We start from the raw sequence: 18,504 nt of genomic DNA on the forward strand, positions 1-18,504 counted from the left end.
GTGATCGTGCTCTGGCCCCACTGGTGGGTGCTGCTGATCCTGGTGGCGCTGTGGGCGCTGGTGGTCCTCGCCGACGCGCTGAGGGCCACCGACCCGCGCCGGATCCGGGTGCAGCGCCAGGCGCCGACGCAGGTGCGGCTGGGCAACACCGTGGGCGGCCGGCTGCTGCTGACCAACCCGACCTCCCGTGCCGCAGCGCTCGAGGTGCGTGACGCCTGGAACCCCACCGCGGGCCTCGAGTCGCAGCGCTCCTCGCTCGATGTCCCGGCGCAGGAGCGCCGCGCGGTCCCGCAGTCGTTCACCCCGACCCGGCGCGGCGAGCACCGCTCCCGTGCCCTGCTGATCAGCTCACGCGGTCCGCTGGGCCTGGCCCGGCGCACCACCACGGTGGACGCCCCGGGCCGTCTGCTGGCTCTGCACCCCTTCGGTTCCCGACGCCACCTGCCCTCCCGGGTGCAGCGGTTGCGGGAGATCGAGGGCCTGGCGGCGATCCACCAGCGCGGCCAGGGCACCGAGTTCGATTCCCTGCGCGACTTCGTGGATGGCGACGACGTTCGCTCGATCGACTGGCGCGCCACGGCCCGCCGCCGCAGCGTCGTCGTGCGCACCTGGCGCCCCGAGCGGGACCGTCACGTGCTGATCGTGGTGGACACCTCCCGCACCTCGGCCGGACGGCTCGGAGAATCCACCCGGCTGGACGCGGCCTTCGACTCCGCGCTGCTGCTGACCGCCCTGGCCGGACAGGCCGGGGACCGGGTCGACCTGATCTGCGTGGACCGCATCCCCCACCTCTCGGTGCTCGGCTCGACCCGCACCAAGGTGCTGCACGACATGGTCACCGCGACCGCGGCGGTGGAGCCCGCGCTGGTCGAGACCGACTGGGAGCTGGCCGCGAGCACGATCTCGCAGCGTGCCCGGCGCGGTGCGCTGGTCGTGCTGATCACCCCGGTCGAGGCCTCCGTGATCCACACCGGGCTGCTGCCGGTCGCCGCCCGACTGGCCAAGGACCATCCCCTGGTGGTCGCCTCCGTCGCGGATCCGGCGCTCGAGCAGCTCGCCGCCGGGCGCGGCGACCTCGAGACCGTGTACCGAGCAGCCGCTGCGGAGCAGGCACGGTCCGAGCAGGCCGGTGTCTCGCACGCCCTCGAGCGCGTGGGCGCCCATGTGGTCGATGCTCCGCCCGACCGTGCGCCGCAGGCCCTCGCCGATGCCTACCTCGCCCTCAAAGCCGCCGGGAAGCTCTGAGCTCACCGGTGTCCGGCCACGGAGGGCTGGTCACGCTCGGACGGCTGGTCACGACCTGAGGCCTGCTCGCGCCCGGAAGGATGGCCGCGCTCGGAAAGCTCGTCGCGCCCGGTTGGCTCAGAGGGCAGGCGTGGTCGGGAGATGGCGCGGGAGTGATGACTGCGGATATATCGGCATACTCATCGCTGTGGCGCCAGTACTCGACCATGCCGCGCTGGCCCCGCACGGAGCACGGGAGCCAGGAGCCAGGTTCGCACTGCCTCGCGCTCGAGGGTGACCCGGGCTCAGCCGGCGGTGGCGACGTGATCCCCGGCGAGCTCCTCGGAGAGATCACCGGTGATCCCTGCACGACGCACCTGGCGACCGCGACCCAGCATGAACACCATGAACGCGAGCCAGGCCACCGCACCGATGGCGATGCGCACGGCCGGCGGCAGCGAGCTCGGGGTCACGAAGGCTTCGATGAACCCGGAGACCAGCAACACCGGCACCAGGCCGATCGCCACCGTCACCAGGGCGCGAGCAGCCCGGGACAGCGCCCACAGGCGCGGCACCGGGCCGGGACGCACCCACGCCCAGAAGGTGCGCAGACCGGCCCCGGCGCCCACCAGGACGGCGGTGATCTCGAGCAGCCCGTGCGGGAGGATGAACACGAAGAAGGTGTCCAGGCCGTCGTACGCGGCCATCACCCCGGCGGACAGGCCGATGTTCAAACCGTTCTGCACCAGCATCACCACAGGCCAGAAGCCGGTGACGCCGAAGACCACCGCCTGGACCGTGATCCAGGCGTTGTTCGTCCACACCTGAGCGGCGAAGCCCGAGGCCTCGCCCTGGAAGTAGTAGCTGACGAAATCGCGTTGGGCGAGCGAGCGCTGCTGGGCCTCGGGCAGCAGCAGCTCCCGAGCCGTCGGGTCCAGGCCGAAGTAGACACCGGTCACCACGGCTGAGAGCAGGAAGATACCGGCCGCGAGGGCGACAGTCCAGCGGGAGTCGTAGAGCGCGGCGGGAAGGTCCTCCCAGAAGAAGGTGCGGGCGTGCTTCCACAGCGGGGTGCGTGCCCCGGTGATCCGCAGCCGGGCTCGGTGCACGAGCAGCGACAGCCGGGAGATCAGCACCGGGTCGGGGTTGGTCGAGCGCACGGTGGACAGGTGCGTCGAGGTCTCCTGGTAGAGGGAGAGCAGCTCGTCGATGCCGGCTGCGTCGAGGTCCCGGCTCCGGGTCAGCTCCTGGAGGCGGTCCCATTGGGGTCGGTGCACGGCGATGAAGGCGTCGGTGTCCACGTCTCCAGAGTAGAGTCCGCGGCCGCTGCGGACCGCCGACGAAAGTCGGAGGCCACGGCGTCGGAAGCCGACGGTCGGTGCTGACCCTCGCGCCCAGCCGATGTCAGGATGGGGTCATGACAACCATGGTCACGGCAGCGACACCTCTCCCTCCGCCGATCGGGATGCGCTCATCACCGGGGATGCGGTGCTGCTGGACCTGCGCACCGCGTCCTTCGCCACCCGCATGCTCTCGGCGGTGATCGACGGCGCGCTCCAGCTCCTGCTCCTGGTCGGGGGCACCATCGCGATGGTCTGGGCCGCCGCTCGGGCGGAGCTCGACGACGGCTTCGTCGCTGCGGGGATCGTGGTCATCTCGGTACTGGCGTACGTCGGCTACCCGGTGCTGTGCGAGCTGCTGCTGCGCGGCCGCTCGGTGGGTCGGCTGGTCATGGGCACCCGCGTGGTCCGCGATGACGGCGGCCCCGTGCACGTGCGACAGAGCCTGCTGCGCGCCGTGATGGCGATGCTCGAGATCTGGTCGACCTCCGGAGCGATCGCGCTGACCTGCTCGGTGATCGACCGCAAGTCGCGGCGCGTCGGCGACCTGCTGGCCGGGACCATGGTGATCCAGGAGCGGATGCGCGATCTCTCCCCGCAGCGGGTGGCGGTGCCGGCCTCGCTGCAGGACTGGGTGCACGGCGCGGACGTGGGCCGGCTGCCGCTCACGCTGATGCAGGACATCCGTTCGTTCCTGCCGCGGGCCGCCACGATCAATCCCGAGTCCCGCCGCCAGCTGTCCCGGGACCTGTTGCGGCGCACTCTGCCGCATGTCGCTCCGGCGCCGCCCCCGGGCACGGATCCGGAGCAGTTCCTCACTGCGGTGCTCGCCGAACGCTCGCGGCGGGACGAGATGCGGCTCCGGCGCGCTCAGGAGCGACAGCAGGAGCTCGCGGCCGAGGTCCGGACGGTGCCCTTCAGCGCCTGACCGCGCTCCCTCGACGTCGACGCGGCCGGGCATGCGGTGTATGCCCCAATAGGCGGAGTCAGCCCTCAGAGGGAGCGTCGTGGCGGCCGGCGATGAGCACCGGGATCCCGCCCTCGACCGGGTGGACGCGTGCGCATGCTGTGCACTGCATCGCCTGGTGGACATCGCGCAGCTCGCCGCCGCAGTCCGGGCATCGCAGGATCGCGCGCACCCAGCTGGGCACGTCAGCACCGCTGGCGCCGGAGGGCAGCGCGGGGCCGTCCTCCACCGCGACTGCCGCGGTCGCCGTCTCCTGCAGCTCCGGCGTGCCGGACGCCGCGGTCTCGACATCCTCGTTGTGCACGAGGGCGAGGATCTCGTCCCGGATCCGGGCCATGGTCGTCTCCCGCTGTGCTTCGACGTTCAGCCGCAGCAGCGGCTCGGTGTGGGAGGAGCGCAGGGAGAACCACCATCGGTCCTCCTCCGGCAGATCCTCGTCCCAGTGCTGGACGGTGAGCCCGTCGAGGTCGTCCGTGAGGGCGCCGGGCACGGAGCTCACATGCTCACGCACCAGCTCCCGCGCGGCCTCGGCATCGGCCACCCGGGAGTTGATCTCGCCGCTCGCGGAGTACGGATCGTGCGCGGCGACGAGCGCGGAGGTCGGAGCGTCGGACTCCGCGAGCGCGGCCAGCACGTGGAGCGCCGCGAGCATGCCGGAATCGGCGAAGAAGAAGTCGCGGAAGTAGTAATGAGCGGAGTGCTCCCCACCGAATACGGCGTCGCGCTCGGCCATGATGGCCTTGATCAGCGAATGGCCCACGGGAGAGCGCACCGGCTCCCCGCCGGCGGCGAGGACGGCTTCACCGACATGGCGTGAGGAGACCAGGTTCGCGACCACCGCAGGCCGCTCCTGGCCCGCTGCTCGGGCGCGGGCGATCTCCCGCTGGGCGATCAGTGCGGTGATCGCCGAGGGCTTCACCGGCACACCGTTCTCATCGAGGACCACGCAGCGGTCAGCGTCTCCGTCGAAGGCGAGCCCGAGATCGGCGCCCTCACGGACAACCGCTTCCTGCAGGTCGTGCAGATTCTCGAGCCGCAGCGGGTCGGCGGGGTGGTGCGGGAAAGTGCCGTCGAGCTCGAAGTGGAGCTCGATCAGCTTGATCTGGGGAAGGACGCCGAGGACCGCGGGAGCGGTGTGGCCGGCCATCGCGGAGGCCGCGTCGACCACCACGCGCAGGGTGCGGTCCCCGGGGATGGTCACCAGGTCGTGAAGGGTCGCAGCGTAATCCTCCAGGGTGTCGATCGCCTCGGAGCGCCCTTCGCCGTGCACCGGGATCTCACCGGCGTCGAGGTACGCCTCGGCGCGCCGGCGGATCTCGTCGAGCCCGGAGTCCCGGCCCACCGGTCGCGCTCCGGGCAGGCAGAGCTTCAGACCGTTGTCCGGCCCGGGGTTGTGGGAGGCGGTGACCATCGCGCCGGCGGCCCGGTGCAGACCCGAGGCGGCGTAGAGCTGATCGGTCGAGGACAGCCCGGCGTCGGCGACGATCGCCCCGCGGCGCACCGCCCCCTCGATCACGGCGCGGGAGAGCTCCGGGGAGCTCAGCCGCATGTCGTGCGCGACGATCAGCTCCGGCGCTGCGAGGAAGTCCGCGAACGCGGCACCGAGCGCTCTGGCGATCTCGGCGGTGAGCTCCACCCCGGCGACGCCGCGCACATCATTGGTCTTCACGATGCCGGAGAGGTCGTGGCGGCCCGCTGCGGGGGCGCTCTGCGGGGTGCTCGGCTCAGTCATTCGTGCTCCTGACGACATGCAGGTGGCGGGCGGGAGCCGTGCCCCGCCCGGGGTGCCGCGGGAACCGCTCGAGGACGGGGCGGAGGTGGAGGGTGAGGCAGGCGATGCCGGCTCTCGGCGAGGATCGACCGCATCGGCGAGCGCGACCAGGTCGTCGCTGACCTGTTCGCCGCCGGGCACGCGCAGCAGCTCCCAGCCGCGCGGGGCGGTCAACCGCGTGGCGTGTTCGCGACAGAGGTCGTAGGCATGTGGCTCGCTGAGCCTGGACAGCGGGCCCAGCACCGCCGTCGAGTCCTCGTACACGAAGGTCAGCGAACTGATGGCCGGCCTGGAGCAGGCGGTCCGGGAGCATTCACGAGCAGGCACGTCAAGCAGTGTACGCAGGCCTGACGGCAGGTCGCGGAGGGCGCGCCCGATGCGCTGCACCCCACTCCCGTCGGCGCCGGACTCCGCTGGTCCGCGGCCTGGCACTAGAGTGCGCCCCATGGATGTCGAGCCGCTGCTCCCCGGCCCTGCGGGTCCTCGGCAGGGCCCCCGTCGCCGCGACCGTCGAGGCCGCGGGAGGCGGTGGGACCTGATCCCACCCCACCTCCCCGGCTATCGCACTCGGCGCGAACGTTTCGATGATCTCGTCACGGACGCGGGGGCGATGCTCGCCGAGCGGTTCCCGCGCCGACTGGCTCATATGCAGGTGCTGGTCGAGGAGGTTCCTCCCGCTGATCCCGGTCCCTGGGACGACGCGACCGTGATGCTGGGCCGGGTCATCCCCCGTCCCGCTCGCACCCGGCGCGGGTGATCGTGTACCGGCGACCGCTGCAGACCCGATGCGGCAGCGAGGCCGAGCTCGAGATGCTCGTGCGGCAGGTGCTGTCCGAGCAGATCGGATCGCTGCTGAACATCGCACCGGAGGACATCGACCCCGGCGCTTGGTCGGGCTGAACCAGACCGTCTCATTCCTCCAGCCGCACGGTGACGGGGCTCCCGCGCCCTGTCCCGTGGGCACCGGGAAGGAGGAGAGCAGCAGCCCGCCCGCACCGTCGTCTGCTCGGTGCATCCAGCCGGCATGGACCGCTCCGGGCACCTGCGGCACGATGCTGACCGCCACGGCCGGCGCGCCCGCGACCTGGAGCTGGTCGGTGGTGAGCGTCGCGGTCGCACCGGCGCTGACCTGGACGGTCAGGGGTTCGCCCGCGGAGCCGTCGGCCGCGACCGGGATCACCGTGACCTCGGAGTCGGCGGTGCCGGCCAGGGTGAGCACTCCGCCGTCGCCGGCGGGCAGTGCGCTCATCCCGTGAGACCGCAGCGCGGGCGCCGGTGCGACGAGCGTGAAGTCGACGGGAGAGCCGACCGTGTCGCCGGGCAGATCCGCGCCGGTGCGCACGCTGCGGGTGACCGCGGTGACCGGGTCCTGGGCGCGCACCGTCACCGAATAGGAGCCATCGGGCAGCCCGTCCAGAGGGGCGCGGAGCACGGTGCCCGCCGGGAGCTCGAGCTCCTCGAGGGGGAGGCCGCCTCGACCGGGCCGTCCGGTCCGACGACCTCGACCGAGGCCATGGTGTCGACACCCTGAGGGTTGGCGAGCACCACGATCGGGGCGGTCCCGGCGACGTCCACACCCGGCATCACGAGCTCCGTCGCGGCGGCGGGGAGCGGATCGAGGATCTCGGCGCCGCCCGGGGTGAGGCCCTCGCGCTCGCTGGTCTGGACGTGCATCGACAGCGGTGAGCCGAGCACGGAGACATCCACGCCCACCGCCTCCCGGCCGGCGGCCACTGATTCGAGGAGCACCCGCTCCTCCGCGCCGGGTGCCACGACCACCTGGCTGCGTCCCTCCATGGCGGCCGGGCCGTCCTCGGTCCACAGCTGCACGGAAGCGGTGGCGGGGCGATCGGTCGGGTTGTGCAGCACCAGCACGGAGCTGTCCCCGGTCTCGGTGGAGGCGCCGAGGAAGCTCGCCTCGGTGGTCGGCTCCCCGCAGCGGGTCACCGCCAGCGAGCGGTAGTCGCCGCTGGCGGTGCTGGTGGTCTGGAGGGTGTCGGCCACCGGGCGGCCCCCGTCGGAGGCTGCGGAGGTGATGTGGAGCGTCCCCTGGCCGCTCTGGAGCCCGAGCACCGAGACCCCCATGTCCTGCGAGGCGGGTTCGTCCCCGAGGACAGCACCCTCAGCATCCCGGGCGACGATCGAGGGGGCGCGGACGGAGCCGTCGTCCTCCTGCAGCGTGGCAGAGCCGCTGACGGTGCCGAACAGCAGCGAGGACGCCGGCTCGACCGACACCGTGCGAAGGGAGACCGATGCGCTCGGCGGAGTCACGGAGAGCTCGGAGTCCGAGCCCTCCTCCAGGATCTGCTCGGGCAGCTGCAGCGGTCCGTGGCACCACCGGGTGCTCGCCCCGGGGCGAGATTCCACCTCGGCGTGCTCCACGGAGGCGGGCTCCTGGGACGGTGCGAGGGCCAGTGCGCCGGCGGCGAGGGCGAGCGGGAGCAGTGCGGCCACGGCGAGCAGATGCCGTGCGCCTCCCCGGCGCGGCCCGACGTTCGTCGTGCCGTCCTCGTGATCCTGCGGGGGTGCTCCTGCGGGACGTTCTCAGCCATACATCTCCTCCACGGTGCGAGAGCGGACGCGCCACGGGATCGAGAGCAGTGCGGTCAGTCCGGTCGCCGAGTAGAGCAGCAGCTGCCAGAGCAGCCGCAGGGGCTGGTCCCTGTGCACGTCGACCTCTCCACCGGCTCCCGCGGGGACCTGGAAGCCCTGCGCCCAGCCGTCGATCTCGACCGGGTCGAGCTCGGCGCCGTCGAGGGTCGCCCGCCATCCGGAGTCCGAGCGCTCGGACAGCACCACGATGCGCTCCGCCTCGTCGACGGGGATCTCCCCGGAGGCCTCGATGACTCCGCTGCTCAGCATGGTCGGCTCGGAACCGCCTGTGACCACGGCGCGCGGGGCGGAGTCGATCACGCGCCACATCCGCCGCGGGCGCCCTCGGTGACCTTCTCGAGCTGCGGGGAGCTGTCCAGGGTGCGCATCAGCTCCGCCTGCTCGTCGAGGTCCCCCTGGACCACGACGTAGGCCACGGCGAGATGCGCCGCCGAGCCGGCTGGCTCCTCGCCGCTCTCCGCGCCGTCGCTCGAGAGCATCCCGGCGACGGTCTCCCGCAGCGCGGTGGACGCGGGGTCCCCATCGACCGCGGCCCCCGCGGTCACGGTGTCCACGTCCCGCGCATCGGCGATCGTGGCGTGCTGGATCATGCTGAGCCCGCCGTGGACGACCAGGCCCGCGTCGACGGAGCCATCGTCCGCGAGGCTGAGGGTCAGCACGCGAGCGCGCGCATCGGTGCGACCCTGGTCTGCGGCCGCGGCGGGGACCTCCCCGCCCTCGGTCCGCTCCAGACGCAGCTGGCCCGGCAGCAGCAGCGACCATCCGGCCACGGTCACCAGGCAGGAGGCGGCCACGACCGTGCCGATCGCACCCGTGACCACACGCCGCGCCCGATGGTCTCCTGGTTCGCGGCGGGCGAGACCGTCGAAGGCGGCGGCCGCACCGATGGTCAGGGCCAGCAGGGTGACGCTGAGCAGGCCGTGCACCGGCGGGGTCACCAGCTCGCCGCCCTGGGCCGCGGTCCATGTCCCCCGAGCCAGGAGCACGGTCAGCAGGCCCGCAGCGGCCAGCAGCACGCTGAAGCGTCCGGCACGGCCTGCGGCACCGGCCAGCAGCGGCGCGAAGAGCGCCGCGAGCACGACCGGGGCGACGGGCAGCAGGGGCAGGAGCAGCGCCGTGGTCTCCCCGACCAGGGGCACGAGGAGCTCCGGGGCCCCGGACGCGACCGGCCACAGGCCCGCCAGGTCGAGGAGCGAGGGGTTCTCGCCGACGGACGGCACTCCGGAGACTGCGAGCAGCAGCTGCGGGTGCCCAGGGTAGATCGGCAGGTAGGGCGCGTGCAGTGCGAGGGACGGCAGCAGCACCCACAGCAGACGACGGCGCCGTCCGGGGCGGCGATCGCGATCAGCACCAGCGCCACGGCGCCGAGCAGCACGAGCACCGGCTGCACAGCGCCGATCACCAGCAGCAGCAGACCCCGGCCGCAGCGGCGGAGACGCTCGCCTGCGAGACCTTGTGGGGCAGGCCGATCGCGCGGCCGAGGGCCAGCGCGAGCAGCGGGAGGAGCATGTGCACGAGCAGCAGCGGCCAGGCGCCGACGGCGAGCGCTGTCAGCAGGGAGGGCGCGAGCGCCCACACCGTGGTCAGCACCAGGCGTGCCCCGACTGCGCGGGTGATCGCCCCCGAGGCCCACCAGGCCAGCAGCGCGCTCACGGGCACCGCGGCGAAGACGAGTACCTCGACCACCAGCTCACCGCCGACGGGGAGGTGCCCGAGCAGCCTGACCAGTGCATCACCGGGGCCGCGCTCCCCAGGCCGCCCGGGATCCAGCTCGCCCAGGCCGCGCTCCACAGGTCCTGCCAGCTGCCGGGCAGCGGGCGGAGACCGGGGCCGGTGATCTCACCACGGCCGAAGAGGCCTCGCAGCGCGAAGACGCCCAGCGTCGTCGCGGCGAGGGCGACCACACCGGTCCACACGATGTGGCGCCCGTAGTCGGCGTCGTCGAGGCCGTGCCGGGTCCCGGCGATCCCCAGGTGGTGTGCCGGATGTGGCGCCGTCGGTCGTCGTCGGCGAAGACCCTGGTCCAGGTGCCGTCGACCCATCGCCGCAGGCCTTCTCCGCGGGGCAGGTAGAGGGGGCGAGGCGTCCGCGGGGCACCCGCGCACCTCGACGGTCCTCCCATCCTCGGGCGAGGACCCGGCGGGCTCGGGGCACCACCGCCATGGCGGCGCGCAGCTCCATCAGAGCTGTGCGGGGGCGGTGGCGGCGATCGCGCCGAGCATGCGCAGGATCGTCGCCAGCGGCAGCAGCAGCACGAGGGTGAGCAGTGCATGCGGGAGGGTGCGGTGCTTGAGCAGCGCCAGGAGCTGCCCGGTGCGCTGCTCCTGCAGTCGTTCGAGCAGCGGTCGGGTGGGGTACGGGTGCAGCACGCGCGAGGATGCCTGGACCGCGACCCGCTCGCCGGAGCGCCAGATGCGCCGGCACAGGTCGATCTCGGCCCACGGTGTCGGCAGCTCGGGATCGAGACCGCCGATCTCTCGCAGGGTCTGCTCACGCACCAGCATGCCCGGGAGCGGCACGGCGAGGACGTCCTGCCTCCAGTCCGCCTGCCCCTGGTCGATCTCCCCGGGATCGACTCCGGTGATGATGCGGCCGCCATGGGTCAGGGTCAGGCCGACGTCGACGAGCGCGTCAGCGCTCTCCGCCGTGAACGGCAGGCCCTCCTCGGGGTCCGCGTGCCGCACACGCTTGGTCCCCACCGCGGCAGTGTTCGGGGAGATCTCGACGATCTCCAGCTGGTGCTCGAGGGCATCGATGCCGGGGTCGCCCCGTCGACGACGAACCAGAGCCAGGACTCCCCCGCCGTGCCGTCGACGGCACCGACGCGGCGCCCGGGGCGGTGATGCTCTCCGCGGAGGCGCAGAGGGATGCGGGCGAGCTCCTCGGCGCGCTGGGTGCGCTCACGCTCGACGGCGGCGCTGTCTACCTCTCGGGCTCGACGCCGACGGGGCTGCGCGCGCTCATGAGCAGCGCCGCCGCTCTCCGTCGCCGCGGCCTCTTCGCCGCTGTTCCCGCGGGCCAGCAGCTCAAGGGTCTCGCGTATCGCGCCGGCACGGCTCACGGAGGCGGAGATGGGGAGGATCTCGTCGATCGTCCCGGAGCTCAGATCCGCCTGCACGGCGTCGTGGACATCCTCGGCAAGATCGGACGGAGCGACCACGACGGTCCGCTCGGCAGGCCGGGTCTGCGTCGCGAGCGAAGTGCGGAGCGCATCGTGGGTGGCCGCAGTCGTCGCCCCGCTCAGCAGGACGACCGCGGTGATGTGACGATCGCTCACCAGGGAAGGATGTCAGACCACCCGGCGCTTGAGCTTGCGACGCTCGCGCTCGGACAGCCCGCCCCAGATCCCGAAGCGCTCATCGTTCTCGAGGGCATACTCGAGGCATTCGGCACGCACCTCGCAGGAGACGCAGACCTTCTTGGCCTCGCGGGTGGATCCGCCCTTCTCGGGGAAGAACGCCTCCGGGTCGGTCTGCGCGCACAGCGCGCGCTCCTGCCAGGTCAGTTCGGCCTCATCGGACTCCTGTCCGGGGAGGTCGAGCAGGGTGAGCTCTGCACGCGCGTCGTCATCGACCCGTTCCTCGTCCATGGCCACCACTCCTTCCACTGCATGTGTCGACCATCGAAGGCCCGTCTGGGCCCTAAAGTACACCGGTGTAGTTATGGTCCGTCAAGCGGCACCGGCGCGTCGCCTTGCATGTCGCATCCGAATCACAGTCCTAGGAGGCCCCGTGCCCGTCGCTCCATCGCCTGCGCAGGTCGCTGCAGGCCCGCCCACGCCCTTCGTGAGTGTGCTCGCGGTCACCGGGCTCGGAGAGATCCGTGCAGGGGACGACCTCGGCGTCCTGCTCGCACAGGCTCTGCGCCCCCTCGCGCCGCAGGACGGAGACGTCCTGTGCATCTCCACGAAGATCGTCTCCAAGGCCTTGGGCCTGCGCGTCGATGCCGAGCGCCGGGATGAGGCGATCCGCTCCGCGGCGGTGCGGACGGTCGCTCGGCGCCTCCACACCCGCGTCGTCACCTCCGTGGTGCAGATCCCCTCCGGCCCGGTGATGGCCGCGGCCGGTGTGGACTCCTCCAACGCGCCCGATGGGCCGCTGCTGCTGCCCGAGGATCCCGATGCCTGCGCGCGGCTCCTGCGAGAGCAGCTGGTCGCGGCGCTGGGCGTCGAGCTGGGCGTGCTGCTGACGGACACCTCCTCGCGGGTCTGGCGGGTGGGGGTCGGGGACATCGCGCTCGGCGCGGCCGGTGTCGCCGCTCTGCAGGACCTGCGCGGCGGCGTCGACGCCGACGGCCGGCAGCTGACCGTCACCGTACGGAACCTCGCGGATGAGCTCGCCGCGGCGGCGGACCTGGTCAAGGGGAAGTCCAGCGGCGTTCCCGCCGCCCTCGTGCGAGGCGTGCCCTCCGCGACCGCGGCGGATGTCCCCGCGCGAGAGCTCTCGCGCACCGGAGCGGAGGACTGGTTCCGGCGCCCCAGCCTCGAATCGGTGTGGGTGGCGCTGGGCCTGAGCGCCGAGCAGGAGCCGATCGCGCGGATGTCTCCCGAGCCCGCAGAGGAGCGGATCCTCCGCGCGCTCGCAGTGGCCGCGGTGCCCCGCCAGGGTCAGGCGAGGTCGACGGCCGTGGCCCGGCTCGGCACTCACGCGGACGGCCGCCCGCATATCGTGGTGGACGCGGCGGAGGGCTCCCCGGCCGCCCTGATCCATGCCGCGACACTCGCCGAACGGATCCGCACCGCGCTGGGCGCGGAGTCCCTCAGCACCGCTCTGCCGGAGATCTCGGTCGAGATCTCCCTCCCCGATCACCAGGAGGATCTGCCATGAGCGACCATCCCGCTCCGACGGACACCGGGACGCAGCTGCTGCGCGCCCTCGAGCAGATGGGCCCTCGCCCCGCGCTCGCCTGGTACGGCGAGGCCTCCCGCATCGAGCTGTCCGGCCATGTGCTGGCGAACTGGGTGATCAAGGCCATCGGCCATCTCCACGACGAGATCGCTCTGGAGCCCGGTGAACTGGTGGTCCTGGACCTGCCGATGCACTGGAAGCGCATGGTGCTGGCACTGGCCGCCTGGTCCCTCGGGGCCGAGGTGGTGAGCATCGACCGGGAGGCCGAGCCGGAGGGCGAAGCTCTGGATGCAGCTCTGGATGCGCCCCGGGTCGTGGCCACCGACCGTCCCGACTCAGACCTCGCCCAGGTTGCCGACGAGGTGCTGGCGCTCCAGCCGGTCTCGCTCGCACCCCGGTATGACGGAGAGCTGCCGCCGCTGGCCCACGACTGGCTCAGCGAGGTGCGTGGCAGCTCCGACCAGCTCGGCGTGGCCCTCCCCGCATGGAGTGGCCCCGCGCCCCTGCAGCCGTCGCCCGCGCCCTCCGGGGAAGTCCCCGGGTGCTGCTGGACGAGGATGGGCTCCCGGCCGCCGCGCAGGTGCTGGCCGTGCTGCTGGCCGGCGGCGGGATCGTCGCCCCGGGCACCGTGGTGACCACCCGTCAGGCGCAGGAGGAGGGCGTGACCGGCCGCTTCCCCGAAGCCTGACGCGGAAGCCGCCGGGTCAGCCGGGTCAGCCGGGTCAGCTGGCGCGCAGGGTCGCGACCGCCTCGGTGGGGTCGCCGTCGAAGATCGTCTTGCCCTTGCGCAGCACCACGATGCGGGTGCACAGCCGCTCGAGCATCTCGAGCTCGTGGGAGACCACGACCATGGTGCGGCCCGCCTTCTGGAGCTCACGGATGCGCTCGAGGCACTTGCGCTGGAAAGGGCTCGTCACCGACGGAGAGGATCTCGTCGACCAGGAAGATGTCGGGTTCGGTGTGCACGGCGACGGAGAAGGCCAGCCGCAGGAACATGCCGGAGCTGTAGTACTTCACATCGGTGTCGATGAACTCCTCGATCTCGCTGAACGCGACGATCTCGTCGAACTTCGCATCGATCTGCTCCCGGCTCATCCCCAGGATCGCGCCGTTGAGGTAGACGTTCTCCCGCCCGGAGAGATCGGGGTGGAAGCCTGCGCCCACCTCGATCAGGCCCGCCACACGGCCCCGGAGGAGCACGCGGCCGGTATCCGGGTACAGCACCCCGGAGATCGTCTTGAGGAGGGTGGACTTCCCCGAGCCGTTGAAGCCGATCAGGCCCACCGTCTCTCCGGCATGGACCGTGAGGTCCACGTCGTCCAGGGCGAGGAAGGAGTCCGCCAGCTTCTTGCGCTGCAGCGCCGAGAACACCAGCTCCTTGAGCGAGTGGTCGTGGCGCAGGGAGATTCCTTGGTGACGTGCTCGATGCGCACCATCTCGCGGTCCGTGGGGACCGCGGCGGATTCGGGCACGGAGTCGATGTGCGGGCTCATCGCTGCTCTCCCCTCACAGTTCCTGGGCGAAGCGTCGCTTCGCACGCTCGAAGACGACGGTGCCGATCACGAACGTCGCGACCGCGATCAGCAGCCCGGCCCACCACAGGCCGAAGGGCTCCCCGGGCCCGGTGAGCGAAGGATCCGCGGCCACTGCATCGGCCACCGGCGGCGCGAACCGCCAGAACGCGACGTGGAACAGTTCCACCACGATGGTCAGCGGGTTCAGCTGGTACAGCCACCACCAGATGGTGCCGCCGATCGCGTCCTCCACCATCGAGATGCGGTAAAGGACCGGCGAGAGCCAGGTCGCGACCATGACGATCAGGTCCACGAAGTTCTCGACGTCGCGGAAGGCGGCATTCAGAGCCGCGGTGAGCATGCCCAGCCCCATCGTGAACACGACCAGGATGATGATGCCGAGCACGAAGGCCACCGCGGCGGTGGTCGAGGGCAACCATCCGAACAGCAGCGCCCCCACCACGAGCACCACCAGCTGCGGCAGGAAGTGCACCATCGCCACGATCATGCTCGCCCAGGGGAACAGCTCGCTGGGCAGATAGATCTTCGAGACCAGCGCCTGGTTCCCGGTGATCGAGCGGGTGGCGTTGCCGAACACCTCGCCGAAGAGGTTGATCACCACGATGCCGCTGAAGAGATACACCGCGTAGGCCGGGGTGTCCCTCGAGAGCTGCAGGAAGACCCCCAGCGCGATGTAGAAGACGATGAACTGCACCGCCGGCTTGACGTAGCTCCACAGCATGCCCAGCGCGCTGCCGCGGTAGCGCACCCGCAGCTCCTTGCGCACCAGCAGGCGCAGCAGGAAGCGCTCGCGGACCGGGTTCAGCCAGCCTGCGTCCTGCCCGGGAGCGCGCCAGCCAGCGGCCTGCTCTTCGCGGTTGGGCAGCCGCGCCGGTCCTTCAGCCCCCGTGGCGGTCACGCCGCGGTGCCTCCGGTGCTCGCAGCGGGTGCGGAGCTTCCTGCCCGGTCACGCTCGCGCACCGGTGCGGGGTTGTCCGCGAAGGTCTGTTCCCAGGCGGCGAAGGAGGTGATCTGCGCGGAGGCGTCCCGGTAACGATCACGCAGCTCGTTCCACCGGCGGTGCAGCTCGACGTGCGCGGTGATCGCACCGGTGAGCATCTCGCGCACCTGCCGCGGATCACGCCGGTACCAGGACACCTGGGTGCCCTCGGCGTTCGAGACCAGCGCGCTGTCGTACGCCGAGAGCCTCCACCACTTCGCGTCCAGGTGCGGGATCACCGTCTGGGGTTCTCCGCCGCGCGGGGGCGGGTGGGCTTCAGCAGCTGCTTGGCGAGGGTCTTCGCGGTCCAGACCGGGAGCATCAGGCGATGCGGCTGGGAGAAGCCGCGGCCCTTGCGGGGAGGCTTGTCCATGTGCACCGGCGGGTACTGGTCCTGGTCCTTCTTGGCGCTCGCGTCGGCGAAGTCCGCAGCCATCGCGCGGATCTCGGGGAGCTTGGTCCCGATCGCGGGGTGCAGCGCTTCCGGGCCGTCGAGCACGTCGCGCTGCGCCATCAGGCGGCCGGCCTCGGTGTAGTACTGCATGGAGATCAGGTGCTTGACGTCCATGAACTGCGATTCCTTGACCACGCGCCCGCCGCGCGCGTACGGCGAGTGCAGCAGGGCGGTGATGATGCGGTTGCGCTCATGGAAGTACGCCTGCCAGCCCACGAGGTCGTCCTTGTCCACCCAGCTCATGTGCCACACGCCTGCACCCGGCAGGGAGACCGTCGGATAACCGGCCTTCTTCGCCCGCAGCCCGTACTCGGCGTCATCCCATTTGATGAACACGGGAAGGCTCAGCCCGATCGCGCGCACCGTCTCGGTGGGGATCAGGCAGCTCCACCAGCCGTTGTAGTCCACGTCCGCACGGCGGTGCAGCCAAGGGGTCGATCGCAGCGGCTCGGCGGCGAAGTCGTGGCCGAGCGCGCTCTCGCCGATCGAGAGCGCGGGCTGGATGCGCCACGGGTCCACGACCTCGCCGAAGGTGTGCAGCACGGAGCGGTTGTTGAGATCGAACATATGCGCGCCGACGAGGGTGGGACGGGTCGCGAAGTCCGCGAAGGTCACCATCCGGATCAGCGACTCCGGCTCGATGACGATGTCGTCGTCGCAGTTGATGACGTACGTCGAGGCGCCTGCGGTGGCCGCCTCGTACATCCCGCGCGAGAACCCGCCGGAGCCGCCGATGTTGCCCTGCTCGATGATCTGCAGCTTCGCGCCGAGCGACTCTTGCAGCGGGGCCAGCTCCTGCTGATGATCATTGAGCCTGTCCGCACCCTGATCGATGACGTACATCACATCCAGCAGCTCACGCAGGTCGGGATCCTCCGCGAGGGTGCGGATGTTGTCGAGGCAGTAGTCGACCTTGTTCATCGTGGTCATGGAGATCGAGAAGCTTCCCTCGGTGCGCGCGAGGTCCGCGTCAGCGGTCCACTCCGCGCCGAGGATCGCGAGCTCCTCGGAACCGGCGAAGGCGTCGAACCAGTACCAGCCTCCGTCACCGAAGGCAGTCAGCGGGAGCTCGAAGATGTGCTCACCGGCCCCGCTGACGGTGCGGGACTCCTGGCGCTGCAGCGACCCCGGGCGGTGGAGCGCATCACGACCAGGTGGCCGGCACCGGCGGTGCGGATCGTCAGCCGGATCGACCGCACCGGCGTCCAGCGCCGCCAGTAGCTGGCGGGGAACGCGTTGAAGTACGTGCCGAAGGAGCGCATGGACTGCGCCGGGATCCGCACCGAGCCCCGCTCGCTGAGCTCGCTGATGTCCACCTGGCGCTGAGCGGGATGGGTGTCCGGGGACGAAGCCGGGGCTTCCGTCGCCTCCCGGTCGGAGCTGCTGCCGAGCCCGAGGGAGCTGCCGCTGGCACCCGAGCGGGCGTCGGAGGCCTCGATGTACAGCGGGACGATGTCCGGGGACGCCTCGTGGGGCAGGATCAGACGCTGCAGCAGGCGCTGCGGAGGGAGCTCCGGGTGCTGATCGGACGTACTGGGCGCCGCAATGGCAGGGGTGGCAGTCATGATGCTCCTCGTAGGGGCGATCGGGTCACGCCCGAAGCAGGTCGGTCAGCTTGTTGTCAGCCATGGACAGGGCCGAGCCGATGGCCATGTGCATGTCCAGGTACTGGTAGGTGCCCAGGCGGCCCCCGAACAGGGTGCGCGGCTCGGAGTCGGCGAGCTCGCGATAGGCCAGCAGCCGCTCACGGTCGCTGCTCGAGTTGATCGGGTAGTACGGCTCGTCACCGGACTCCGCGAAGCGGGAGTACTCCCGCTGGATCACGGTGCGGTCCTTGGGGTAGTGGTCCCGCTCGGGGTGGAAGTGCCGGGGCTCGATGATGCGCGTGTACGGGACCTCGGAGTCGGCATAGTTCATGACCGAGGTGCCCTGGAAGTCACCCACGTCGAGGTGCTCCGTCTCCAGGTCGATGGTGCGCCAGCCGAGCTCGCCGAGCTCGAAGTCGAAGTAGCGGTCCACCGGGCCGGTGTAAACCACGGGGATGTTCCCGCGCGTGGCGTCCTTGTTCAGCGGCTGTGAGGTGTCGAAGTAGTCGGTGTCCAGCTGTACATCGATGTTCGGATGATCCGCCATCCGCTCGAGCCAGGCGGTGTACCCCTGCTTCGGCAGGCCCTCGTAGGTGTCGTTGAAGTAGCGGTTGTTGTACGTGTAGCGCACCGGCAGCCGCGAGATGATCGAGGCGGGCAGGTCCTTGGGGTCCGTCTGCCACTGCTTGCCGGTGTAGTTCTTGATGAACGCCTCGTACAGCGGGCGCCCGATCAGCGAGATGCCCTTGTCGTTGAGATTCTCGGGGTCCTTGCCGGCGAACTCCCCGGCCTGCTCGGCGATCAGCTCGCGCGCCTGGTCCGGCGTGTACGCGGACTGGAAGAACTGGTTGACGGTGCCGAGGTTGATCGGCATCGGGTACACCACGCCCTGGTGGTTCGTGTACACCTTGTGCTGGTAGCCGGTGAACTCGGTGAACCGGTTGACGTAGTCCCACACGCGCGGGTTCGAGGTGTGGAAGAGGTGCGCACCGTACTTGTGCACCTCGATCCCCGTCTGCTCGTCGGCCTCGGAGTAGGCATTGCCGCCGACGTGAGGACGCCGGTCGATGATGGTAACCTTCGCGCCGTGCTCGACGGCCGCGCGCTCGGCGATGGTCAGGCCGAACAGGCCGGAGCCGACGATCAGGAGATCGGGAGTCGACACAGGAGGTCCTTTCGAAACGTGCG

The 18,504-nt window shown here is 71.3% G+C and carries 19 protein-coding genes and 3 pseudogenes; 7 read left to right on the top strand and 15 right to left on the bottom strand.

The features are described from left to right. Positions 1 to 6 precede the first annotated feature (6 nt). The gene (locus H3H54_RS12155) at positions 7 to 1,245 is read left to right on the top strand and encodes a DUF58 domain-containing protein (protein WP_262424080.1); all 1,239 of its coding nucleotides are present in this window, start codon (positions 7 to 9) and stop codon (positions 1,243 to 1,245) included. Between the two features lie 284 nt (positions 1,246 to 1,529). Here H3H54_RS12155 and H3H54_RS12160 read toward each other — a convergent pair whose 3' ends face one another. Further along, on the bottom strand, positions 1,530 to 2,525 hold the full coding sequence (locus tag H3H54_RS12160) for a stage II sporulation protein M (protein ID WP_262424081.1): 996 nt from the start codon (positions 2,523 to 2,525) through the stop codon (positions 1,530 to 1,532). Positions 2,526 to 2,625: 100 nt separating this feature from the next. Between H3H54_RS12160 and H3H54_RS12165 the strand changes: the two genes are divergently transcribed. Next, positions 2,626 to 3,492 (top strand): RDD family protein, encoded by an 867-nt coding sequence (locus H3H54_RS12165; RefSeq protein WP_262424082.1) that lies wholly within the window; start codon positions 2,626 to 2,628, stop codon positions 3,490 to 3,492. 58 nt (positions 3,493 to 3,550) lie between these two features. Here H3H54_RS12165 and H3H54_RS12170 read toward each other — a convergent pair whose 3' ends face one another. Further along, positions 3,551 to 5,566 carry a DUF3499 family protein gene (locus tag H3H54_RS12170; protein WP_395962721.1) on the bottom strand — a complete coding sequence of 672 codons (2,016 nt, stop codon included), beginning with the start codon at positions 5,564 to 5,566 and terminating at the stop codon, positions 3,551 to 3,553. A 181-nt stretch (positions 5,567 to 5,747) separates the two neighbouring features. Between H3H54_RS12170 and H3H54_RS12175 the strand changes: the two genes are divergently transcribed. The 3 genes from H3H54_RS12175 to H3H54_RS12185 are packed head-to-tail and all read left to right on the top strand — an operon-like array spanning position 5,748 to position 6,558. Further along, positions 5,748 to 6,059: a metallopeptidase family protein gene (locus tag H3H54_RS12175; RefSeq protein ID WP_262424084.1), complete on the top strand. Its 312-nt coding sequence runs from the start codon at positions 5,748 to 5,750 to the stop codon at positions 6,057 to 6,059. After that, positions 6,056 to 6,202, top strand: coding sequence for a metallopeptidase family protein (locus H3H54_RS12180; protein ID WP_262424085.1), 147 nt, complete (start codon positions 6,056 to 6,058; stop codon positions 6,200 to 6,202). Before H3H54_RS12175 ends, H3H54_RS12180 begins: the two co-directional genes overlap by 4 nt. Before the next feature lie 56 nt (positions 6,203 to 6,258). Continuing rightward, positions 6,259 to 6,558, top strand: coding sequence for a hypothetical protein (locus H3H54_RS12185; protein ID WP_262424086.1), 300 nt, complete (start codon positions 6,259 to 6,261; stop codon positions 6,556 to 6,558). Here H3H54_RS12185 and H3H54_RS12190 read toward each other — a convergent pair. The 9 genes and pseudogenes from H3H54_RS12190 to H3H54_RS12230 form a co-directional block, all read right to left on the bottom strand. Continuing rightward, positions 6,462 to 6,734 (bottom strand): annotated as a pseudogene (locus tag H3H54_RS12190) (DUF5719 family protein); the annotation flags it as partial. The gene H3H54_RS12185 and the pseudogene H3H54_RS12190 sit on opposite strands and share 97 nt — an antisense overlap. Beyond that, a complete protein-coding gene (locus H3H54_RS12195) occupies positions 6,686 to 7,756 on the bottom strand; it encodes a DUF5719 family protein (RefSeq protein ID WP_262424087.1) in 1,071 nt (356 codons plus the stop codon). The gene H3H54_RS12195 and the pseudogene H3H54_RS12190, both read right to left, overlap by 49 nt. A 90-nt stretch (positions 7,757 to 7,846) precedes the next feature. Then, complete coding sequence (locus tag H3H54_RS12200; RefSeq protein WP_262424088.1) at positions 7,847 to 8,215, bottom strand: hypothetical protein; 369 nt, start codon at positions 8,213 to 8,215, stop codon at positions 7,847 to 7,849. Then, positions 8,212 to 9,219 (bottom strand): hypothetical protein, encoded by a 1,008-nt coding sequence (locus H3H54_RS12205; protein ID WP_262424089.1) that lies wholly within the window; start codon positions 9,217 to 9,219, stop codon positions 8,212 to 8,214. The genes H3H54_RS12200 and H3H54_RS12205 overlap by 4 nt, the downstream gene beginning before the upstream one ends. A gap of 94 nt (positions 9,220 to 9,313) precedes the next feature. Continuing rightward, positions 9,314 to 9,601 carry a hypothetical protein gene (locus H3H54_RS12210; protein WP_262424090.1) on the bottom strand — a complete coding sequence of 96 codons (288 nt, stop codon included), beginning with the start codon at positions 9,599 to 9,601 and terminating at the stop codon, positions 9,314 to 9,316. Beyond that, a complete protein-coding gene (locus tag H3H54_RS12215) occupies positions 9,565 to 9,957 on the bottom strand; it encodes a hypothetical protein (RefSeq protein ID WP_262424091.1) in 393 nt (130 codons plus the stop codon). Before H3H54_RS12215 ends, H3H54_RS12210 begins: the two co-directional genes overlap by 37 nt. Before the next feature lie 138 nt (positions 9,958 to 10,095). Continuing rightward, positions 10,096 to 10,614, bottom strand: a complete 519-nt coding sequence (locus H3H54_RS12220) for a glycosyltransferase family 2 protein (RefSeq protein ID WP_262424092.1) — start codon at positions 10,612 to 10,614, stop codon at positions 10,096 to 10,098. Then, the gene (locus H3H54_RS12225; RefSeq protein WP_262424093.1) at positions 10,524 to 11,192 is read right to left on the bottom strand and encodes a hypothetical protein; all 669 of its coding nucleotides are present in this window, start codon (positions 11,190 to 11,192) and stop codon (positions 10,524 to 10,526) included. The genes H3H54_RS12220 and H3H54_RS12225 overlap by 91 nt, the downstream gene beginning before the upstream one ends. Before the next feature lie 12 nt (positions 11,193 to 11,204). After that, complete coding sequence (locus H3H54_RS12230) at positions 11,205 to 11,504, bottom strand: WhiB family transcriptional regulator (protein WP_316249020.1); 300 nt, start codon at positions 11,502 to 11,504, stop codon at positions 11,205 to 11,207. Positions 11,505 to 11,646: 142 nt separating this feature from the next. On the opposite strand from H3H54_RS12230, the gene cofE reads away from it, so the two are divergent. Together cofE and H3H54_RS12240 are read left to right on the top strand one after the other, a co-directional pair. Then, complete coding sequence (gene cofE, locus H3H54_RS12235; RefSeq protein ID WP_262424094.1) at positions 11,647 to 12,741, top strand: coenzyme F420-0:L-glutamate ligase; 1,095 nt, start codon at positions 11,647 to 11,649, stop codon at positions 12,739 to 12,741. Beyond that, the gene (locus tag H3H54_RS12240) at positions 12,738 to 13,397 is read left to right on the top strand and encodes a TIGR03089 family protein (protein WP_262424095.1); all 660 of its coding nucleotides are present in this window, start codon (positions 12,738 to 12,740) and stop codon (positions 13,395 to 13,397) included. The genes cofE and H3H54_RS12240 overlap by 4 nt, the downstream gene beginning before the upstream one ends. An 87-nt stretch (positions 13,398 to 13,484) precedes the next feature. On the opposite strand, the pseudogene H3H54_RS12245 reads toward H3H54_RS12240, so the two are convergent. From H3H54_RS12245 to glf, 4 genes and pseudogenes are all read right to left on the bottom strand, one after another. Then, positions 13,485 to 14,255: pseudogene (locus H3H54_RS12245) on the bottom strand (ABC transporter ATP-binding protein). Positions 14,256 to 14,268: 13 nt separating this feature from the next. After that, on the bottom strand, positions 14,269 to 15,195 hold the full coding sequence (locus tag H3H54_RS12250; protein WP_262424096.1) for an ABC transporter permease: 927 nt from the start codon (positions 15,193 to 15,195) through the stop codon (positions 14,269 to 14,271). Next, positions 15,192 to 17,295, bottom strand: a pseudogene (locus tag H3H54_RS19665) (glycosyltransferase). The gene H3H54_RS12250 and the pseudogene H3H54_RS19665 overlap by 4 nt, the downstream one beginning before the upstream one ends. Before the next feature lie 25 nt (positions 17,296 to 17,320). Then, positions 17,321 to 18,481 (bottom strand): UDP-galactopyranose mutase, encoded by a 1,161-nt coding sequence (glf, locus tag H3H54_RS12260; protein ID WP_262424097.1) that lies wholly within the window; start codon positions 18,479 to 18,481, stop codon positions 17,321 to 17,323. Between the last annotated feature and the right edge of the window lie 23 nt (positions 18,482 to 18,504).

It is taken from the genome of Brachybacterium sp. Z12, assembly GCF_014400405.1.
In the GTDB taxonomy this organism is placed as follows: Bacteria; Actinomycetota; Actinomycetes; order Actinomycetales; family Dermabacteraceae; genus Brachybacterium.